The organism is Bradyrhizobium sp. USDA 4538 (assembly GCF_024171045.1).
GTDB classification, from domain to species: domain Bacteria; phylum Pseudomonadota; class Alphaproteobacteria; order Rhizobiales; family Xanthobacteraceae; genus Bradyrhizobium; species Bradyrhizobium australafricanum.
On record NZ_JALJZE010000002.1, the window covers coordinates 56,024 to 74,479 of the forward strand.

At 59.4% G+C, this 18,456-nt stretch carries 16 protein-coding genes; 7 read left to right on the top strand and 9 right to left on the bottom strand.

The genetic code is table 11. From position 1 onward, the window contains the following. Positions 1 to 432 precede the first annotated feature (432 nt). The gene (locus J2R78_RS41550; RefSeq protein WP_253610628.1) at positions 433 to 804 is read left to right on the top strand and encodes a helix-turn-helix domain-containing protein; all 372 of its coding nucleotides are present in this window, start codon (positions 433 to 435) and stop codon (positions 802 to 804) included. A 475-nt stretch (positions 805 to 1,279) separates the two neighbouring features. On the opposite strand, the gene J2R78_RS41555 is transcribed toward J2R78_RS41550, so the two are convergent. Then, positions 1,280 to 2,539 carry a Glu/Leu/Phe/Val dehydrogenase gene (locus tag J2R78_RS41555; protein ID WP_253610340.1) on the bottom strand — a complete coding sequence of 420 codons (1,260 nt, stop codon included), beginning with the start codon at positions 2,537 to 2,539 and terminating at the stop codon, positions 1,280 to 1,282. A gap of 2,022 nt (positions 2,540 to 4,561) precedes the next feature. On the opposite strand from J2R78_RS41555, the gene J2R78_RS41560 reads away from it, so the two are divergent. Continuing rightward, positions 4,562 to 6,313: an MFS transporter gene (locus tag J2R78_RS41560; RefSeq protein WP_253610339.1), complete on the top strand. Its 1,752-nt coding sequence runs from the start codon at positions 4,562 to 4,564 to the stop codon at positions 6,311 to 6,313. Between the two features lie 271 nt (positions 6,314 to 6,584). Continuing rightward, positions 6,585 to 6,818 carry a hypothetical protein gene (locus tag J2R78_RS41565; protein ID WP_253610338.1) on the top strand — a complete coding sequence of 78 codons (234 nt, stop codon included), beginning with the start codon at positions 6,585 to 6,587 and terminating at the stop codon, positions 6,816 to 6,818. 466 nt (positions 6,819 to 7,284) lie between these two features. Here the strand turns inward: J2R78_RS41565 and J2R78_RS41570 are convergent, their stop codons facing one another. Together J2R78_RS41570 and J2R78_RS41575 are read right to left on the bottom strand one after the other, a co-directional pair. Next, positions 7,285 to 7,473 (bottom strand): hypothetical protein, encoded by a 189-nt coding sequence (locus J2R78_RS41570; protein WP_253610337.1) that lies wholly within the window; start codon positions 7,471 to 7,473, stop codon positions 7,285 to 7,287. 248 nt (positions 7,474 to 7,721) lie between these two features. After that, positions 7,722 to 7,895, bottom strand: a complete 174-nt coding sequence (locus J2R78_RS41575; protein ID WP_253610336.1) for a hypothetical protein — start codon at positions 7,893 to 7,895, stop codon at positions 7,722 to 7,724. Positions 7,896 to 8,504: 609 nt separating this feature from the next. Between J2R78_RS41575 and J2R78_RS41580 the strand changes: the two genes are divergently transcribed. The 3 genes from J2R78_RS41580 to J2R78_RS41590 all read left to right on the top strand — a co-directional run bounded on the left by J2R78_RS41580 (position 8,505) and on the right by J2R78_RS41590 (position 11,812). After that, positions 8,505 to 9,527 carry an amino acid ABC transporter substrate-binding protein gene (locus J2R78_RS41580; RefSeq protein ID WP_253610335.1) on the top strand — a complete coding sequence of 341 codons (1,023 nt, stop codon included), beginning with the start codon at positions 8,505 to 8,507 and terminating at the stop codon, positions 9,525 to 9,527. A gap of 12 nt (positions 9,528 to 9,539) precedes the next feature. Beyond that, positions 9,540 to 10,733, top strand: a complete 1,194-nt coding sequence (locus tag J2R78_RS41585; protein WP_253610334.1) for an amino acid ABC transporter permease — start codon at positions 9,540 to 9,542, stop codon at positions 10,731 to 10,733. Positions 10,734 to 10,801: 68 nt separating this feature from the next. Further along, positions 10,802 to 11,812: an amino acid ABC transporter permease gene (locus J2R78_RS41590; protein WP_253610333.1), complete on the top strand. Its 1,011-nt coding sequence runs from the start codon at positions 10,802 to 10,804 to the stop codon at positions 11,810 to 11,812. 276 nt (positions 11,813 to 12,088) lie between these two features. Here the strand turns inward: J2R78_RS41590 and J2R78_RS41595 are convergent, their stop codons facing one another. The 4 genes from J2R78_RS41595 to J2R78_RS41610 are packed head-to-tail and all read right to left on the bottom strand — an operon-like array spanning position 12,089 to position 15,987. Continuing rightward, on the bottom strand, positions 12,089 to 12,928 hold the full coding sequence (locus tag J2R78_RS41595; protein WP_253610627.1) for an ABC transporter ATP-binding protein: 840 nt from the start codon (positions 12,926 to 12,928) through the stop codon (positions 12,089 to 12,091). Then, complete coding sequence (locus tag J2R78_RS41600) at positions 12,925 to 13,728, bottom strand: ABC transporter permease (protein ID WP_253610332.1); 804 nt, start codon at positions 13,726 to 13,728, stop codon at positions 12,925 to 12,927. Before J2R78_RS41600 ends, J2R78_RS41595 begins: the two co-directional genes overlap by 4 nt. Before the next feature lie 3 nt (positions 13,729 to 13,731). Further along, positions 13,732 to 15,129 carry an ABC transporter substrate-binding protein gene (locus J2R78_RS41605; protein ID WP_253610331.1) on the bottom strand — a complete coding sequence of 466 codons (1,398 nt, stop codon included), beginning with the start codon at positions 15,127 to 15,129 and terminating at the stop codon, positions 13,732 to 13,734. A 21-nt stretch (positions 15,130 to 15,150) separates the two neighbouring features. Continuing rightward, entirely contained in the window at positions 15,151 to 15,987 is an 837-nt protein-coding gene (locus J2R78_RS41610; protein WP_076824982.1) for an IS5 family transposase, read from the bottom strand. A gap of 569 nt (positions 15,988 to 16,556) precedes the next feature. Between J2R78_RS41610 and J2R78_RS41615 the strand changes: the two genes are divergently transcribed. Beyond that, positions 16,557 to 17,249, top strand: a complete 693-nt coding sequence (locus J2R78_RS41615; protein WP_253610625.1) for a Crp/Fnr family transcriptional regulator — start codon at positions 16,557 to 16,559, stop codon at positions 17,247 to 17,249. Here J2R78_RS41615 and J2R78_RS41620 read toward each other — a convergent pair. Then, entirely contained in the window at positions 17,239 to 18,213 is a 975-nt protein-coding gene (locus tag J2R78_RS41620) for a HEAT repeat domain-containing protein (RefSeq protein WP_253610330.1), read from the bottom strand. The genes J2R78_RS41615 and J2R78_RS41620 overlap by 11 nt on opposite strands. Before the next feature lies 1 nt (position 18,214). Next, positions 18,215 to 18,448, bottom strand: a complete 234-nt coding sequence (locus tag J2R78_RS41625; RefSeq protein WP_253610329.1) for a ferredoxin family protein — start codon at positions 18,446 to 18,448, stop codon at positions 18,215 to 18,217. Between the last annotated feature and the right edge of the window lie 8 nt (positions 18,449 to 18,456).

Sequence of the window (18,456 nt, forward strand, 5' to 3'; positions counted from 1 at the left end):
AACCATCCCACCAACACTAGCACCGGTTGTACTGACGATAACGCACTTAACATGTTGAAGGTCCCGTAGGAATACGGGACATGAAGCTGTGCTGCGCGGTAAGCACGAACATCAAAATCTGCGATGACTAAACTCGTACTAGTTGTGTTGCGGCCATTATTCTGCCAAATGTGGCGGGCGGAGTGTCGACAGGCCCCCTGGCGCGATCGGCTGCACGTAATCGGGCGGCGTCAGTATAAAGGTGCTTTCGATGCTTTAAATGAGTTTGGACACCGATCCGGCGCCCTTATCGGGTTTTCGGAATTCTCACGACCAACTGGGCGATCCAAGCGGATTTGACGCGGTACATCATGGACGGCCCCTTGACCTTGGAGGGCAAGGGATTCTCGATTTGAAGGACGGGTCACTAGAATGAGATCAGCAGCAAAGAAGATGAAGCAGCGCAGTGCCGGCAAGTCGGACATTGAGTTGGGCAAGCGGATTCGCCTGCGACGTGTCGAGCAGAAGATCTCGCAGGCTGAGCTCGGCGACAAACTCGGCGTCAGCTTCCAGCAGGTCCAGAAGTACGAAAAGGGCGTCAACCGCGTCGGCGCCGCTCGCCTTCAGCAGATCGCGACCGCGCTCGATGTCCCGGTCACCTTCTTCTACGACGGTGACAACAAGGCCCGGGAAGTCGAGAGCCTCCTGTTCCTCGACAGTGCCTTCAGCCTTCGGTTGCTGCGCGCCTACAGCAAGATCAAGGATCAGACTGTCCAGCGCCAGCTGGTATCGCTGATGGAATCGATCGCTGCCGAGGAAGACTGAACGGCGGCCCCATATCGCGGGTCGCGATCGACTAGACTAGATCGAGCGGCTCGGCTGGCGGGGTACCGGAACACACAATTTGCTGGTCCGACCGGGAGAGCATCGAGGCGCTGTCAATGTGGAAGCCGCGCCTCAGAATTGTCGTCGCAAGCATGCGGGTACGGGGTGCCATACGAATGGTCGTTCCGCTAGACCCACGGTGCGGACGGTTACGATCCAGTGCCACCGCAGTACGCGCCGTTCATTTTGTGCAAAGTTTGCGTGTACGCTTCAACGAACAGCGTGGCGACTTCAAGTGCGGTCAGCACTAAACTCATGCGTCGTTCGTCGCATCGTAGGTTTGCGTTTTGATAAGCCATCAAGGGAGCATGAGCACCACCTCCCGGCCTCTTTCCATCGTCCAACCGAGTCTGCTGACCGGGTTGCTTAGCGGCATCAACAGACTCACAGCCCGAACGAACGTGTTTGAGCTTGGCTATGGGAACAGTCCACGCGTCTCCTTTGCGTCCCGTACCCGCTCCACTCCGATGGCCATGGCGGCGGTTCGGTTCAACACCTTATCCCGCTTACTTCGCAACAATACCTGTTCAAACGCTCGATTCAGAATCTGATACTCGCGCCGCATGACCTCTTCCTCCTCCCAGAACAATCGTTGAAGGTCCTGCACCCATTCGAAGTAGCTAACTACGACACCTCCTGAGTTGCACAGGATGTCCGGGATCAGGAAGATCTCATCCTGACGTTTTTCTAGCACTCGATCAGCCTCTGGCGTAGTCGGTCCATTCGCCCCTTCGGCAAGTATGCGGCAGCGCAGATTACCGGCGATTTTTCCGTTGATGACCCGTTCCACCGCGGCCGGAACAAGTATGTCGCACGGCAACGTCAGCATCTCCATTGAATCCAAAGCGAGCTCGCTGGAATAGCCGTTCAAGCTGCCTCGCGAGGCTGCATGTCTGACCAGCTCGGGGATGTCGAGGCCCGCAGGCCGGTAGAGCGCGCCGGTGTGATCGCTTACCGCGATCACGTTGACTCCCATATTGTGCAGCTCGAGTGCGGCGATCGAACCGACATTGCCGAATCCTTGTACAACTGCGGTTGCGCCATCGAGACGGATATTGCGTTCATCTGCAGAACGACGGACCAAATGAGCGACACCTCGCCCTGTGGCTTCGCGACGTCCCAATGTCCCGCCGGCGCTGACGGGTTTTCCCGTCACGATTTCCGTGACTGTTTGCCCCTGATACATCGAGTACGTGTCCATGAACCAGGCCATGATCTGCTCGTTGGTCCCCATGTCGGGCGCCATCACATCTGTATGCGGACTAACGAATGGAATCATTTCCTGCATGTAACGGCGCGAAAGCGCTTCAAGTTCGTGCTTGGACAGACTTGACGGGTCGACGCTAATTCCTCCCTTCGCGCCGCCATATGGCAATCCGACTAGCGCGCACTTCCAGCTCATCCAGATGGCCAGTGCCGCGACTTCACCGAGATCAACGCTCTTGGCGAACCGCGTGCCACCTTTCGTGGGGCCCAGCGTTAGGTGATGCTGCACACGATAGCCCTCGAAGACCGCCGTCGTGCCGTCGTCGCGATGTATCGGACATGAGACCGTCACCGCTCGCTTCGGCATCAATAGCCGAGCTCTCGCGTCCTGCGGTATAGATAGATAATCTGCGATGACTTCAAATTGCTTCGCGGCCATGTCAAAGACCGGCCCACCGTATACGGTCACGTTCGCTCCTTAGCGTGAAGTTACATACATGTTGGGGGAAGACGCGGCGTCTGCGTTGTAGTTTCCGAACAACCTCATTCGGCGATGCGATGGACCCACTCTCTATTGCGATCGCAGCCGTCGGTCACGCGCGCGACAGCGCGCCAGCTGCAACGCTCCAACAGCCAGCAGATGCGTCTGAGACCACCGGTTGGCGCCTGTGTGTCAACTTGCACCCGCCTTGCGCTTTCAATGGAATTCCTTCGCAGGCCATTCGACGCTCGAGAATTGAGATAGAGGCAAAGCGTTAGCAGACTGACACCAAACTGCTCGATAGGCGACAACAATCTGCGTCAGCGACGCCTCAGACTTGTGTGAGTTTTACATTGTTCACGTTCGTCATTTGGGGGCGCACTGAGAATGCCACCGCGTAGGCTATTCCGCCTCCGCGTTTGCACGTTAGCTTGATCGATTGCGCTCATGCAAACTTCGTACGGAACGGACCAATCTGTGCTCTTCAAGTCTCTGACGGCGCCAATTTTGCCCGTGGACCAAGCTTCGTCAGTCTCAATGGCGAAGTCTTACAATCATACCTAGACGTTTGATGCTCTTGCAATCGACGAGAGATTTTGCAAACAGAGTTTTGTCTTGTCGGGAATGACGATTCTTGATTCTTGCCGTCGCCGTTGTTTTCAGGTTGACGATGCATCTGAAAGCGGTTCCAGCAATTAAATTCGTCGAACGGCTTGAAGCGCAGTTGCCTCGCAACAGAGCTACGCGCGTTGCTGGCTCGAGCCGAGCTTGGTTTGTAGACGACAGAGGCCATAGCCAATCCGGCTCGACGTTTGTCCCCTCGATGCACAACAGGCGTAATAGTATCTCCTCTTGTCTGCGGTGCCGGAACATGATGACGCTTGCTTCGCAGGGAACGAACAAAAAGCCGCCGCTGCTTCAAATGCGAAACATCCCAGTAACGTCTCCCTCGCTACCCTCCCCGGCATTCTCTATGAATCTGGGCGGCGGGTGAATAAGCTTCGCCACGTAAGATGTACGCACACTCAGTGAAATGGCCCACTTCGAGACCTCGGTGTCGACGATGATCTCCGCGCGATTGAGATGCGCGCCGTGGTTCTTGCTACGACGCGCGCTTTGGCTTGCGCTTGTCGCCGGCCTTCGCCAATCCGACGTTACCCGCCCGTCGAATACAAAGGCTGGCGGAGAACGATCATGACTGCAGGGGGCGCTGAGAGCGACAATTGCTGCCTTGCTGTCCGGCTGGCTACCCTGCCAATCTTGAGCGCATTATTCCTGCGGTTTCTTGGGAATGGCGCAGTTTTTGGCAGGTCAGCCGATTACGTCGTCTTGCGGCAAGCCATGTAGCTTGCGAAACTCTGTGAGATTGAGGAGTAGGCCTTCCGCGTTTGCTCGCGGACCGATGCCTTAGAAGAAAACATCCCCCCGGCACGCGAGCCACTTCAAAATTGCAGTACAATTTTTTGGATTGAAATGCGTGGACTCCTAATCCTTTTTGCGACCGTAGTAATTGTGTTGGCGACACGCGGCCAGCACCAATCCGGCTTCGTGCCGCGTCCGACCGCAGCCCTGCCCCCGGTGAACGTGCCATAACGAAGGCTCAGCTCAAGCTGTAGCTGACGCTGTGGATGTTTTTCAAACGTGTGGCAGCTGCCACCGTTTCCCGCGGGGTCAGTTCGCTAAGCGCTGGAGCAGCTCCGCGCCAGCTAATGCCACGGAACGATCAACAGCTATGCCTCCTCCAGCCGTTGAGATGTTGCAGAACTGGGCCGGCTATTCGGAGGATCCTATGCGATAGGAGCGCGCAGAAATCACGTCGGCGATGAGGACCATTTCGTGGTCCGCTCACTGCGACGTCATGACTGCCATGCAGCAGGGTCATCGCTCGGATTAAAGGCGATCGAGGCATCGCAGTTGCCGCCCACGCCGATGTTTGAACGCGATATCGCGCCGGGAACATGCTTGTGATTCGTACCAGACTCGATTTATGGTAGATCACACCGAGCCGATATGATCGATTCAGCTAAAGTCCTGACGCGTAGCGCCGATGGCATCACAACGCCGCTGAGGCACGCGACCTTCCGGCGCATCTGGTTCGCGAGCCTCCTCTCCAATCTCGGCATCTTGATTCAAGGTGTTGGCGCAGCCTGGGCGATGACGCAGATGGCGCCCGCGGCCGACAAAGTTGCGCTGGTGCAGACCGCGCTGTTGCTTCCAGTGATGCTGATTTCGATGCCAGCCGGTGCGATCGCTGATATGTATGATCGCCGGATCGTCGCGCTGTTCTCGCTCGGTATTGCGTTTGCCGGCGCAACCGCCCTCACGGTAGTTGCCTGGCTGGGGCTGGTCACACCAAATCTCCTCCTTGCGCTCTGCTTCGTCGTCGGCAGCGGCATGGCGCTGATGGGGCCGGCCTGGCAATCGTCGGTCAGCGAACAGGTGCCCTCTGACGCCTTGGTGCCTGCAGCCGTCGCGCTAAACAGCGTCAGTTACAATATCGCGCGCAGCGTGGGTCCGGCGATTGGCGGGGTCGTGGTAGCAACCGCGGGCGCAGTCGCAGCATTCTCGCTAAACACGTTGCTTTATCTGCCGCTGATGGTCGCGTTGTTCCTATGGAAACGCATCAGCGCGCCCTCGCGGCTGCCGCCTGAAGGGCTGAACCGCGCCATGGTGTCCGGTGTGCGCTACATCACCAATTCGCCGTCGATCAAGATCGTGCTGGCCCGCGCCATGGTGACCGGCGTCGTCGGCGGCGCGATCACTGCTCTAATGCCGCTCGTAGTGCGCGACCTTTTGCATGGCGACGCCCAAACGTACGGCATCATGCTTGGCGCCTTTGGCGTGGGAGCGGTCGTTGGCGCGCTGAGCATCACCGAACTCCGAAAGCGCATGAGCGGTGAGGCTGCGATCCGCACCTGCGCGCTGTCCATGAGCGCGGCGGTCGCGGCGGTCGCGCTCAGCCGTCAACCGGTGTTGACGGCGGCAGCACTGGTCCTGGCGGGAGCCGTGTGGATGGTGGCGTGGGCCGTATTCAACATTGGCGTGCAGCTGTCGGCACCGCGCTGGGTGGCCGGACGCTCACTTGCCGCCTATCAGGCGGCGAGTTCAGGCGGGATTGCCGTCGGCAGCTGGGGTTGGGGCCATCTGACCGACGCGGCCGGGGTCGAAACCGCGCTGCTGGTGTCGGCCACCATGATGCTCGCCTCACCACTCATCGGCCATTGGCTGCCCATGCCTCGCATCGGCGCGCGGGGCGAGGAGTCTGAGCCGCTCGCCGATCCCGAGGTACGGCTCGCCTTGACCGGTCGCAGCGGGCCGCTCGTCGTTGAGATCGAATACCGGGTTGCACAGGAGAATGCACGGGCGTTTCATCATGTCATGCAGGACGTGCAGTTGTCCCGCCAGCGCAACGGCGCCTATGGCTGGTCGATTGCGCGCGACATTGCCGATCCTGAATTGTGGACCGAGCGCTATCACTGTCCGACCTGGTTCGACTACTTGCGCTGGCGTAACCGCTCGACCCAGTCGGAGCGCGCACTGGATCAGCAGGCCATCCGCTTTCACATCGGCCCCGCCCCGGTTCGTGTCCGCCGCATGCTGGAGAGGCCATTCGGCTCGGTACGCTGGAAGGACGACACGCCAGACAACGCGACCGCCGAAATGCTGCCGGAGGTCCCAAGTACCAAGGGCAGTAGGGAGCCGGCTGCCCAGATGACCCAGCGTGCGGGGACGTACCGGAAAGCCGCAAGCGGTTCGAAATGACAGATGCCCAAATTAGCCGCGGGTTTGACGTCGATCGGTGCACCATACGACAGCTGATTCAACCCTAATGTCGCCGATGCCAATGGCGGGAAGCAGGGACTGACTGATGTCAGTCGTCGGCATGATCTGCTACCGCTATCGCGCTGGCTAATGTTCGACGCGACATGTCATAAGGATTTGCCAACCATGCAGGCTTACCGATCTGGTCGCTAACCAATCGAAAATTGTTCTGGCACACTTTCCCGCCGGGATCGAATGGGGAGATTCGAACATGTCCGGGTTGGCCGTTATGGAAAACGTGCGCCGCTACCGCGCAATAGCTTCGCTGTGCCGTCAGGCGGCGACATTTCGACCGATTCAACGAATCTCGTTGCTAACGCAGGCCGAGGAATGGGAGCGACGAGCGGTTGTCGAGATCGAAGGATATTTTGGCGCTTTAAACGGATGTGGATCTGAGATGGGAGGGCCCAGCCAGCTCTCGTCAGACTTCCCTGGCCCGATTTAGGGTCGCTCGGGATCGCCAATCTCGAGCACGTCCGCGTACGTCCCTAACCAGCGGCCCAAGGCACATGGGTAATGCTTGAGAAATGGCGGAAACACCAGCAATACAAAGCAATGCTTTGGTGTTCCGGAAACCCGAACGCGGCGTCCATCAGGTCGCAAGTGATGCTCATGAAGTCAAGTCGGACCATAAACGAGCAGGTCGTCGGAATCCTGTAGGGAAGCAGGAGGCGGGCCCGAGCACGGCCATCCTGATCAGCTTGGGTGCGCTTGGCCGATCGCGCGAGGCCCACAAGCGGCGCATCGAGTGCCAGTGCAACGGCGAGACGCGTCCGTCATGCGCGGGCCACCTTCGAGCTGAGCGAACGGGGAGATACGAAATTCGCGCGTGAGTTGGCCGGCCATTCAGGCGTCGCTATGAAAAAGGCAAGCCCGCTGCTCAGGTGGGAGCCCCTTGCACAGTCAAACGTTTAGGAAAATCTTTGCTTCGCCGACGCTTCAGCTGCGGCCCTCATGATGCGGTCAAACGCTTCCAACGGTGTGCGACCTTTTTCAAACTCGTCTCGACAATGCTCTGGATGGAGCTCGAATTGCGAATACACTTGCTCGATCTCGAAACGGAGCTGGCGTAGCCATTCTTTGAAGGCTTCTTCAGACATACAGCTTCGGCTCTACGGTATTTCACTGCTCAACCCGGGCTTAGCGCACAGTCTAACTGCTCGCAACCCTTGAAGATAGAACGGTATCCTGATGCAACCGTGCTGGTTTTCAGCAGCGGCGTGCTTAAAGGATCAAGTTGCAGATCGACGAATCGCGACCATCGGACTGCACATGAAGTTCAAGGCACCCACCGATGCGCTGGCTCCGAGTTGCCGGACGGCAGACGTGACATGGATTCAGCGACCGCCTAACGCTGCTTCGATCTCGTCTTGGTTGCCGTCCCATCGAGCCAATTCAATGTGGCGTTTATCCTTATGAGCAGGCGGGCAATTTCGTCTTGCTCATGCAAACCGGGCTCCATTTGCAGCCGCTCCAATAGCTGCTGCTTTTGCGCAAGGAGTTCAGCAAGTGTCCGCGTCATTACGATCTCTCGTTTAGGGACAAATGGCCACTTCTACAACTAGCGGGCTCATTGTCAGTTCCGGCTCCGCACGACCAGATTGACCGCCTCTCGCGTCCGGTGAGGCCAGCGATAAAAGCTGTCCCTTTCGGTGGCTGCGGGCAGCATAATTTTCGCATTCTTCGGCGCTTGCGCTGCGAGTCGCGGGTTGATTCGCCTCCCTTCCCGCCAATTCGCCCAACTGCCTGTTGAAAGGAGGTGTCCATTTATCTGCGGCAACTGCTTATGAAGAACACTTGATCTGCGAGCGGCGCGAATAAGAGATGGCTATTTTATTGACCATCAACACCACCTATCAGATAGTTGAATAGAGGACGGGAATTGCAACAATGAGCACCGACGATACGTTGGCAGCTGCACGTTTCACTATGTGGTGGTTCACGCCCGATAGGCAACGCGCGGGCCGAACGCATCAGACGTTAGGATTGATCAGCGGATCAGCTTGCTTCACCGTCATCTGATGAACGGCATGCTGTGAATACTACGGTAGTTGCCGCTCTGAAGTAGCTTGCGCTAAGGACTTGGATAAAGTTCGCGGCTCTTTTTCTACGTGATCACCATGAGATTCGAATGACTGCTCTTACCCCTTGGTCGAGATGGATTACTGCCACACTGATCGGTGCACTCATTCTCGTGTCGCCGGCCGCGTCTGCCGGTCCAACGCTCGACAGAATCAAATCACATGGCGTCATCAAAGTCGGTGTGGGCACCACGCCCGGCTTTTTTGCACCGGACGACAATGGCAGGTGGCAAGGGTTCTTCATTGACTATGGGCGCGCGTTGGCAATTGCGGTCTTCGGTGATGCCAATAAGGTCGAGTTCACGAGTTCGTCGCCGCAGCAACGGCTTCCGGCGCTTCAATCCGGCGAGTTCGATATCCTGCTATCCGGCGTGACCGTTACGATCACACGCGCATTCAAGCTCGGATTCCATTTCGGGCCGACTATCTTCTATGATGGACAGGGGATTCTGGTTCGCAAGGATAGTGGGGTGACATCGGCATCTCAGCTGGACGGCGCGACCATCGGTATCCAGAGCGGCACGACGGGCGAGTTGAATATTGCCGATTTTTTCCGCAAGAACGGGCACAAGTTTACCCCCGTCACTGTCGAGGATACCAGTGAGTTTGTCGCGGCACTCGAGTCCGGCCGCGTTGACGCCATCACACAGGATTCGTCGGCTCTTGCTGGACAGCTCGCGCAGCTGAAAAAGCCGAACGACTACGTCCTGTTGCCGGAGCGACTTTCGAAGGAGCCGTTGGCGCCAGCAGTAGCAAGTGGCGACGACCGTTGGCTTGAGATCGTCAACTGGACGGTGAATGCGACGATTCAGGCCGAAGAATGGGGGATCACCTCGCAGAATATCGACAGCTTCTTAAAGTCAGAGGATCCTGCGGTCCAGCGCTTCCTCGGCGTCGATCCGTCGCTTGCGCAGGCGATTGGCCTTGATCCGAAATGGGCCTACAACATCATCAAGGCGGTCGGCAATTACGGCGAGATCTTCGATCGTCATCTCAAGCCACTTGGTTGGGAGCGTGGCCACAACAAGCTCTGGACCAACGGAGGCCTGTTGTACTCCCCGCCGTTTCGCTGATATGCGTCCGTGATGATCGTCGCGCCGAAGACCGCGAGCGTGGCGAGGACGCGCTCCCTCCGGCGCCAGGTCTTTGGCTGGCTGGGTCCGAGTCCCTGGTTGCAGCTTGTGATCTTGGTTGGCGTGGCCGCAATCCTGATTGTGCTCGGATCCAACATCGCGACCACCATGGCGCGGACCGGGGTAACGCCGGGCTTCGGATTCCTGGAAAACGCCGCCAATTTTGAGATCGGTGAGGGGATGATCGCCTTCCACGCCGGCGATAGCTATGCGCGGGCGATTTTAGTTGGCCTTTTGAATACGGCCAAGATTGCGTTGCTGGGATGTGGCTTCGCCACGGTCCTTGGTGTCGCGCTCGGGGTGATGCGGCTTTCGGGCAATCTGATGCTGTCTGGTCTCGTACGTTGGTATGTCGAGATCGTTCGCAACACTCCATTGTTATTGCAGCTGTTCTTCTGGATCGCGCTTGCCCATGCCCTGCCCTCGCCGCGTCGCGCTGTCACATTGCTCGACGCGGTCTTCCTGACCAACCGCGGCGTATATGTGCCGGGAATCGTCATACGAGAGTTCTCGCTCTTAGCGATGCTGGTTTTGGCCGCCGTGGCCGGGATCTGGATCTGGCTGGTATGGCGCGGTTGGCGCAACAAGCGCACAGGGCTGCTGGCGCCGCTGCCGGTATCCCTGGTGGGTATTCTTGTGCTTGGCGCAACGTTCACTGCCAGCGGCACGCGGATCGGCCTCGAAGTGCCGGCGATCAGCGGGTTCAACATTCGGGGCGGCGTCAGCCTGACGCCCGAGTTTGCGGCACTCCTGGTTGGATTGACCGTGAAGTTTTCAGCGATCATCGCGGAGATCGTCCGCGCCGGCATCCTGTCGGTGCGTCAAGAACAATGGGACGCCGCGCGTGCGTTGGGACTGCACCGCGGCAAGATCATGCGGCTGGTCGTCCTGCCGCAAGCCCTGCGCGTCATCACGCCATTGGCCACCTCGAGCTATCTGGACCTCATCAAGGATTCCAGCCTTGCCGTTGCGATCGGCTATCCGGATGTCATGAACATCGTCAACACCACCGCCAATACCACCGGGCAGGCATTCGAAGCGCTGCTGATCGTCGTTCTCCTCTATCTCACCTTGAACCTCGCGGTGTCGGCATTGATGAGTGTCTACAACACCAGAGTGGCGTTGCGCGGAGAGACGTCAAAATGACTGCACTCGAGGCTGCCAAAAAGCCTCAGAACTCTCGTCCACGGCTCTGGAGGAGGCTACGAACAGGCTTGTTCGGCACCTGGCTGAACTCGATCATCACGGTCATCGTGACTCTGGGGGTCGTCAGGATTGTCACACCGCTATTGCGCTGGCTGGTGCTTGATGCAACTTGGCACGGGACTTCCGCCGACTGCCTGGCGCAGGACGGCGCCTGCTGGGCATTCATCACAGCTAAGTTCCGCTTCATCGTTTTTGCATTTTATCCGGCTGACCTCGATTGGCGTCCGGGCGTTGCGTGCCTCTTGATCGCGTCCTTGCTAGCCGTCACGGCCGTGCCGCGCTTCTGGCGGCGCGAACTCGCAGTTGGCTGGCCGGCGGTAATCCTACTCTGCTGGCTATTGATGAGCGGTATACCGGGTGAGGCGCGGATTTCCTCCAACCAGTGGGGCGGGCTGCCGGTGACGTTGCTGGTCTGGATGGCCTGCTTTGCCGTATCGCTGCCGTTGGCAATCCTGCTGGCACTCGGCCGGCGATCCAGGCTGCGCGCTCTGCGGCTGCTCACGATCGGCTATATCGAGTTCATGCGGGCTATTCCGATGGTGGCGATACTCTATTTCGCGACGCTGATCTTGCCCATGGCGCTACCAGCTGGTCTTTCGACCGACAAGCTGCCGCGAGCGATGATCATGGTTACGCTATTCTGGACGGCCTATACCGCGGAGGTCATACGCGGCGGTCTGCAGGCCGTTCCGACCGGACAGGAAGAGGCCGCAGCTTCACTCGGACTGAGTTATTGGCGGTCGATGCGGCTGGTGATCTTGCCGCAGGCGTTGCGGATGGTGATCCCCGGGCTGGTCAACCAGGCCATCGGCTTCCTGCTCGCGACGTCCCTTCTTGCCGTTATCGGCATCGTCGACATTCTCAACGCCGCCAAGGCGGCGGCGGCCGACCCCAACTGGCTTGGGTTTTACAAGGAGGCGTTTCTTCTGGTGGCCGTGATCTATTTCGTGATCGGCTATGGCGGCTCGCGCTACAGCCTGTGGCTCGAGCAGCGCCTTGGTCGCGTCCGTTCGCCTTGAAGGCAGCGCGGTTCGGCCTGCCGCCGGTCCGAACGATCTTCTCCGGACAAAAGATCCGCCGATGTCTTTGCCCTGGCGCTGATTGCAGTCGAGCTCGTGCTTGGCGAGCCGCCTCAGTGGGGTGGCCGTGGCCAATCACGTTGCACAGCCGGAATAGACTACCGTGCGGCGCATGCCACGCTCAGCGTCGACGACGTCTTATACAAGGTCTTTCAGCGGAAGCAGCGTCCAAAAACCTCAAAGCGCCGTTCTACCCTCTCCCCTTCCTGACCAGAGCTAGCTAGCCATCCCGAGCGGGCTTAGACGTGGCAGCGACGCGGCGCTGTCCGGGCGCCGTAGGAGATTGAGCACGTGACGCTTCAGATGCACGAACTCGCTCTCGGTAACAAGCTCTGAGTTCCGTGGCCGGCCAAATGGCAAGCGGATATCATCGATCACGCGTCCCGGCCTTGCACTCATGACGATGATCCGATCAGCCAGGAACAGCGCTTCCTCGATATCGTGCGTGACGAACATGGTCGTCGTCGGGATCTTGGTCCAGATGTCCAGCAGCACCTCCTGCATCAGGATGCGCGTTTGGGCATCCAGCGCACCGAATGGCTCATCCATCAGCAGGACTCGCGGCTGATTGATGAGCGCCCGGGCAATCTCGACCCGCTGCTGCATGCCACCGGAAAGCTGTGAGGGATAGAAGCTTTCGAAGCCCTCAAGACCGACCAGTTTCAGAAATTCATCCGCAGTACGCCGCCGCTCGGCCTTGGCGATGCCGCGCATCTTCAGCCCGAACGCGACGTTGTCGCGCACCCGTTTCCAGGGAAACAGCGTGTGCTGCTGGAAGACCATTCCCCGATCGGGACTTGGACCGAGGATCGGCCGCTCGTCGACCGCTAATCGTCCCCGCGTCACCTGCAAATGTCCCGCAAGCGCTCCGAGCAGGGTCGACTTGCCGCAGCCGGACGGACCGAGGACGCAGACGAGTTCGCCCGGTGCAACTGTGATGTCGAGATCGCGGACTGCCTCGAAGGTCTCCGCCCCCTCGCCGAGTGAGATCGAGACTTGGCGGACGTCGATCCGGCCCACCATCTGTGCTGTGATGTCGGACAGGCGCACGTTCATCTCGTCGCCGCCGGACGCCGCCATGGCATCAAATATTGCCCAAGTGTCGTCAGGAGCCAGCTGCTACCCATGCCGAGCAGACCAATGACCAGCATGCCGACGATAATGTCGGCATAATTCTGCAGCGTGTAGGCCTCCCATGTGTAGTAGCCGATTCCAAACTGGCCTGAGATCATCTCCGCGGTGACGAGACAGAACCAGGAGGTGCCCATACCGATGGCAAGGCCAGTCACGATGCTCGGCGCCGCACCCGGCAGCACGATTTCGCACAGGATTGCGGCTGGCGAACCACCGAGACTTTGAGCGGAGGCAATCAACCTGCGATCGATGTTGACGACGCCATGCACGGTGTTCAGGATGATCGGAAACAGCGCGCCGATAAAGGTGATGAAGATCATCGACAATTCGGACGACGGGAAGATCAGGATCGACAGCGGTATCCATGCGACCGCTGGAATCGGCCGCAACAGCTCGAGCGGCGGTAGCAGGAGATCGCTGGCGGCGCGCGACCGGCCGATCGCGAAGCCAAGGGCTATTCCGGTCACCGCCGCGGCCAGATAGCCCGCGAACACCCGCCACAGGCTGCTCGTGACATGCGCCAGGAGTTTTGGCGATTTCAAGAAAACGATCGCCGCCTGTACGACCTCGGTCGGTGGCGGCACGTTGCGAAACGTCACGACGCCAAAATTCACATGCTCCGCCGAGGCAAGCTGCCAAAGCGCGATGCAGGCAAGGATCGAGAAGCTGCCCACGAGCCAGCGCAATGCCTGCCGCCTTTTCGCGCTGCGCCGCGGTACCATGGCTTACCGGCTCGCGACGAGCGAATCGCGCGCGCCGGCGTAATCGACCACCTGGCCGCCGTGCGCTTTCACCCACTTCTCCGCACCTTCCTTGAGCAAGAAAGCGCTGAGTTCCCCCTTGGGGGTACGCACGAACCAGGCCTGATTTGCGAACAGCTTGATGCCGCTCGCGCGGTCCTGCACATAGACGACACGGATCGCCTTACCCTCCTTCTCCAATGCCGCCAGCGCCTGCAGGGCATTCTCCGGCGCGCTATAGTGCCGCACCTGAGGCTCGTCCTTGATCCAGATCTGCGCCACCCGGGTGAAATCGGTGATTTCTGCTCCGGTCGCAGCATCCTTGGCCTTTAGGGGAAGCTGGGCGTAGTTCTTCAACTCAGCATCGTCGTCGCGACCAGCCTGCGCGAGTGCGATGCGGATGAACTTGTCGGTCACGAACTGAGTGATGTCGAGGTCGCTGTCGGCGCGCTTCAGGTGTTTCAGCGTCTTGATCGATGTCGCGACTGCCTGTCGGTATTCGGGCTTCCAGGTCACGTCGCGGGTCTGCAGGCCGAGCGGCCCATGAAACAAATAGACCACCTCCGCTTCGATTCCTGTCACATTCGCGATCAGCTCGCTGTATTTCTCCGGCTCTTGCGCGATCAGCCGATCTGCTTCAAGGGCTGCGAGGAGATAGGCGACGACGATCTCAGGGTACTTTTCCGCATATTCGGCATCGACGAGAGAACCATGGAAGGTCGGCGCATTCGCCTGCGAGCCGTCAAAAATCTTGCGCGCGAAACCGCGCCAAGGAAATAGCTCAGCAAATGGCACAAAGTCCGCGTGGGCCTCGATCTTGTTCGCCTGCAAGGCGGGACCGGCCACTTCCGGCGCTTGGGTGATGATATTGACGTCAGTTTCAGGACTCCACCCTTGGGCCTCGATGGCGCGAAGCAGCATGCCGTGGGAGGTCGATGCGAAGGGAACGGAGATCGTTTTGCCCTTCAGATCAGCAATCGACTGTGCTGACGAGCTTGCCGGCACCACGATGCCATTGCCGCTGCCTTTGGTGCTGCCCGACAAGACGCTGATGAACAGGCTGCGGCGACCGGCCTTCTGGAAGGCGACGCCGTTGAGCGATCCAGGAAAATCCGCCATCGCCCCGAAATCGAGCTTGCCGGCGACCATCTCGTTGGTCAGCGGCGCGCCACTGGTGAAATTCTTCCACTGGATATCGTAGGTGACGTCTTTGTACTTGCCGTCATGGGGCAGGAATTTCTCAAGGAGCTTTAGCTCGCGGATCAGAAGGCCGCCGGTTGCGCAATTGATCGTCGTATCCTGCGTCCCAACCGCAACCCGAATAGTTTCGGCGCGCGATACGCCCATCATGCCAATCGCCGCAACGGCGACAGCAGCGGTCATCCTCAGAGTCTGACTCATAAATCACCCAACCTTAGCTGCAGCCGCGAGTCTGCGGGTCAGGAGCCTGATGTGTGCAATCAGCAGCCAGGCAGCTTCGGTTGCCACCGTCGCCTCGAAGTCCTTGGCGAGGCGGCGGCATCTGCCGAACCAAGCGAATGTGCGTTCAACCACCCACCGCCTCGGCAGAAGCTGGAAGCCTTTGACGCCTTGAGGCCGCTCGACGATCTCGACAGTCCATGGACCGCAGTCTGAGAGCGCGTCGAGGAGTTGATTTCCGCGGTAGATCCGGTCGGCAAAGACGTGGCGCAGCCGGGGGAAGTTCATCCGCACGTTCTTCAGCAGCGGTACGGCGCCATGGCAGTCCTGAACGTTGGCGGGATGAACATGAACCCCAAGGAGGAGGCCATTGGTATCCGTCACAATGTGCCGCTTGCGGCCGTAGATGCGCTTGCCTGCATCGTAGCCGCGCGGTCCACCAGCTTGGGTGGTTGGCGCACTTTGACTGTCGATCACGGCTGCCGTCGGCTTCGGTGTCCGTCCAAGCTTTTTTCGCGCCCGGCGGACAAGCACGCTGACAATCCTCTGCCACCGGCCTGTATCCCGCCATCTATAAAAATAGCCCTGCACCGTCGAATAGGGCGGGAACTCCTGCGGCAACGCCCGCCACTGGCAGCCGGTCGAAACGATATAGAGGATCGCTTCGATCACACGACGCAGCTCCGTCTTACGCGGCCGGCCGCGCCGGTTCGCTCGCGGCAACAGGCGTCTGATCACCGCCCACTCCGCATCGGTCATATCGCTTGCATAACGCAGATCGTCCCGCCGATATTGCTCCCGAGTGATCTTGGTCCAGGGCATCGTGCTCTCCCTCGAATCTTTGCAAATCCGATGGAATCACACCCCACTGAGATCACTCACCCATTTTTCAGTCAGGCTCTCAGGAGTTTGGACGAGATCATTGGCCCTCTCTTTCGATTGCGCGCGGCCGGTAGCCTGCCCCCGGCACCTCAGGAGCGAACCCTGGAACTGATGCGGCGGCCTATGAAGCAATTAGTTGCGTTGCGGCCTGCTCGGCTCGCGATGTCTCTATTTGGTCTCAGTGCGCGAATGGGGTGCGTTGAATTTCTTTCTCGTTGCATCGCGATGGGAAGATGAATCATTTCCTCGGCAACGCATTTTTCGGATCAGTTTGCTAAGTGCATTTCAGCACCATCAAAGATGTGGACTTTGCGTTTTCGTCCGCCTTAGCTACGCGCGCACCGCAGGGCGAACCGATAGCAATGACCGCATTCAAGGACGCTTTTGACTCCAAGACTGAAAACCCGATTGCGCGAAGTCGCGCTACGGCTCAGCTGGACTGGCCCGCCAAGCTGAGCGCTGCCGCGACATCTGCCCCTCGCCTGGCAGACAATGAAATTGCGCTGTTCATGAGCGAAAGCATCGATGGCCTTAACCTGGGAGCGCATTTTCTTGACCGCCTGTCGAGCGAGGAAAAAGCACAGGTGCTGGCCACGGGGCGAGCCGTTTTCGTCCCGCAGGGCGAGATGGTGTTCAGCCAAGGCGAATACCATGATGGGATTTTCATCATCAGGCGCGGGCAGGTCCGGGTCTACTACACGGCCCCTTCAGGCCGGGAGATCACCCTCGCCTACTGGACGGCTGGACATTTTATCGGAGGGCCAGAGATCTCGGGCTTCGGTGCGCACATGTGGTCCGGCGTGGCTATTAAGGACTGCGAGATCACCGCATTGTCCCGCCGCACATTGCAAACGCTCCTTCTGCAGATCCCATCTTTCGCACTGGCCATGATCGATGGGCTGATCGCGAAGGGAAAATGCTACTCCTCAATGGCGCAGATGCTGGGGACGCGCTCCGTGATCGAGAGGCTGGCGCAATATCTGTTGAACCTGGCTGCACTCTACGGAACTGCAGATGGCAATACAGTTCTGATAGCCCGCAAGGTGACGCATGACCAGATCGCCGCAATGGTCGGCTCCACGCGGCAATGGGTCACGATGATGCTCAAGCGCTTTCAGAACAAGAACATCATCTGCATCGACGGCAGCAGCATCCGTATCAATCGGCTCGATCTGCTCAAGAAGATCCTGTTCAAGGATTAAGGCGCGCCTCGATCTGTTGGAGCGCCCAGTTCACCGTTTTCCTCACGTCCGGATCATAATCCCGGGCGCGCGCAACCAGCGCGTCGCGGGCGCAGGGATCGGCGATTTCACCAAGCGCGGCGGCGGCATCCTTGCGGAGCGACGGCAACTCGTCATCGAGGAAGGGAGCGATGGCGCCCACCGCCCCCCGGAACCGGAGCTTGCCCAGGCTTTGCAACGCCTTCTGACGGACCTGCCAATAGCTGTCGTTCAACGCGACGGTGAGCGCGGCCGCGCCCGGGCCCTGACCGATCCGCCCGATCGTCTCGGCGGCGACCGCCCTCACCTGCCATTCGCTATCCGAAAGCGCGGCGGCGGCCGCCGCCTGAGCGGCGGCCTCGTTCCGGGCAAAGGATAGGGCGTCAACCGCGGCAAGCCTTACATCGGGATGTCCGTCCTTGGTCGCATGGATCAGCGAGGGCAGTGCCTCGATGAGTTTGAGATAGCCGATTACGCCGACCGCCTGGACGCGCACCCCAGGATCATGGTCATCGAGTGCCGCAATGGCCGGTCCGAGCGATGCGCCGACCTGGAGCGCTTTCAAAGCGCGAAGAATCGCCGCCCGCACGAAGCTGGACGAATGGTCCAACAGCGGCAGCAGGGTGGCGCTGGCCGCGGGGGTGCGGAGCTCAGCAAGGCTGCCCGCAGCCGCCTTTGCGACTTCGACATCAGCATCGACCAGGACGCGGACCAGAGCCTCGGCGACCTTGACCCCATCGAAGTCTCCCAACGCACGCGCGGCCTGGAGCCTGACCCTCGAATCGGTGTCGGCCGCCGCTCGTGCCAGCAGAGGCACGGTTGCATCCGTGGACGTCTCCACGAGGTCGATGACCGCGAGTCGACGGACCGCCGGGTCAGGGCTTTGCAGTCGGTCCGAGATTTCGTCGAGATCGCCGAAAGACTCGAATGGATCGAATGCCGTCATGTCAGCGCAACAGATAGGGAATGTTGACGGTCACGGCGCCGGTCGGACAATCGGCCTCGCAGGGCATGCAGTACCAGCATTCGTCATACTTCATGTAGGCTTTGCCGGTGAGATCGCTGATCCTGAGCACATCGAGCGGGCAGACGTCGACGCAAACTGTGCAGCCCTTGTCGGCGATGCACTTGGTCTCATCGATGACAACCGGAACGGTTGTGGGCGTGTAAGCAATCGGCATATGGAATC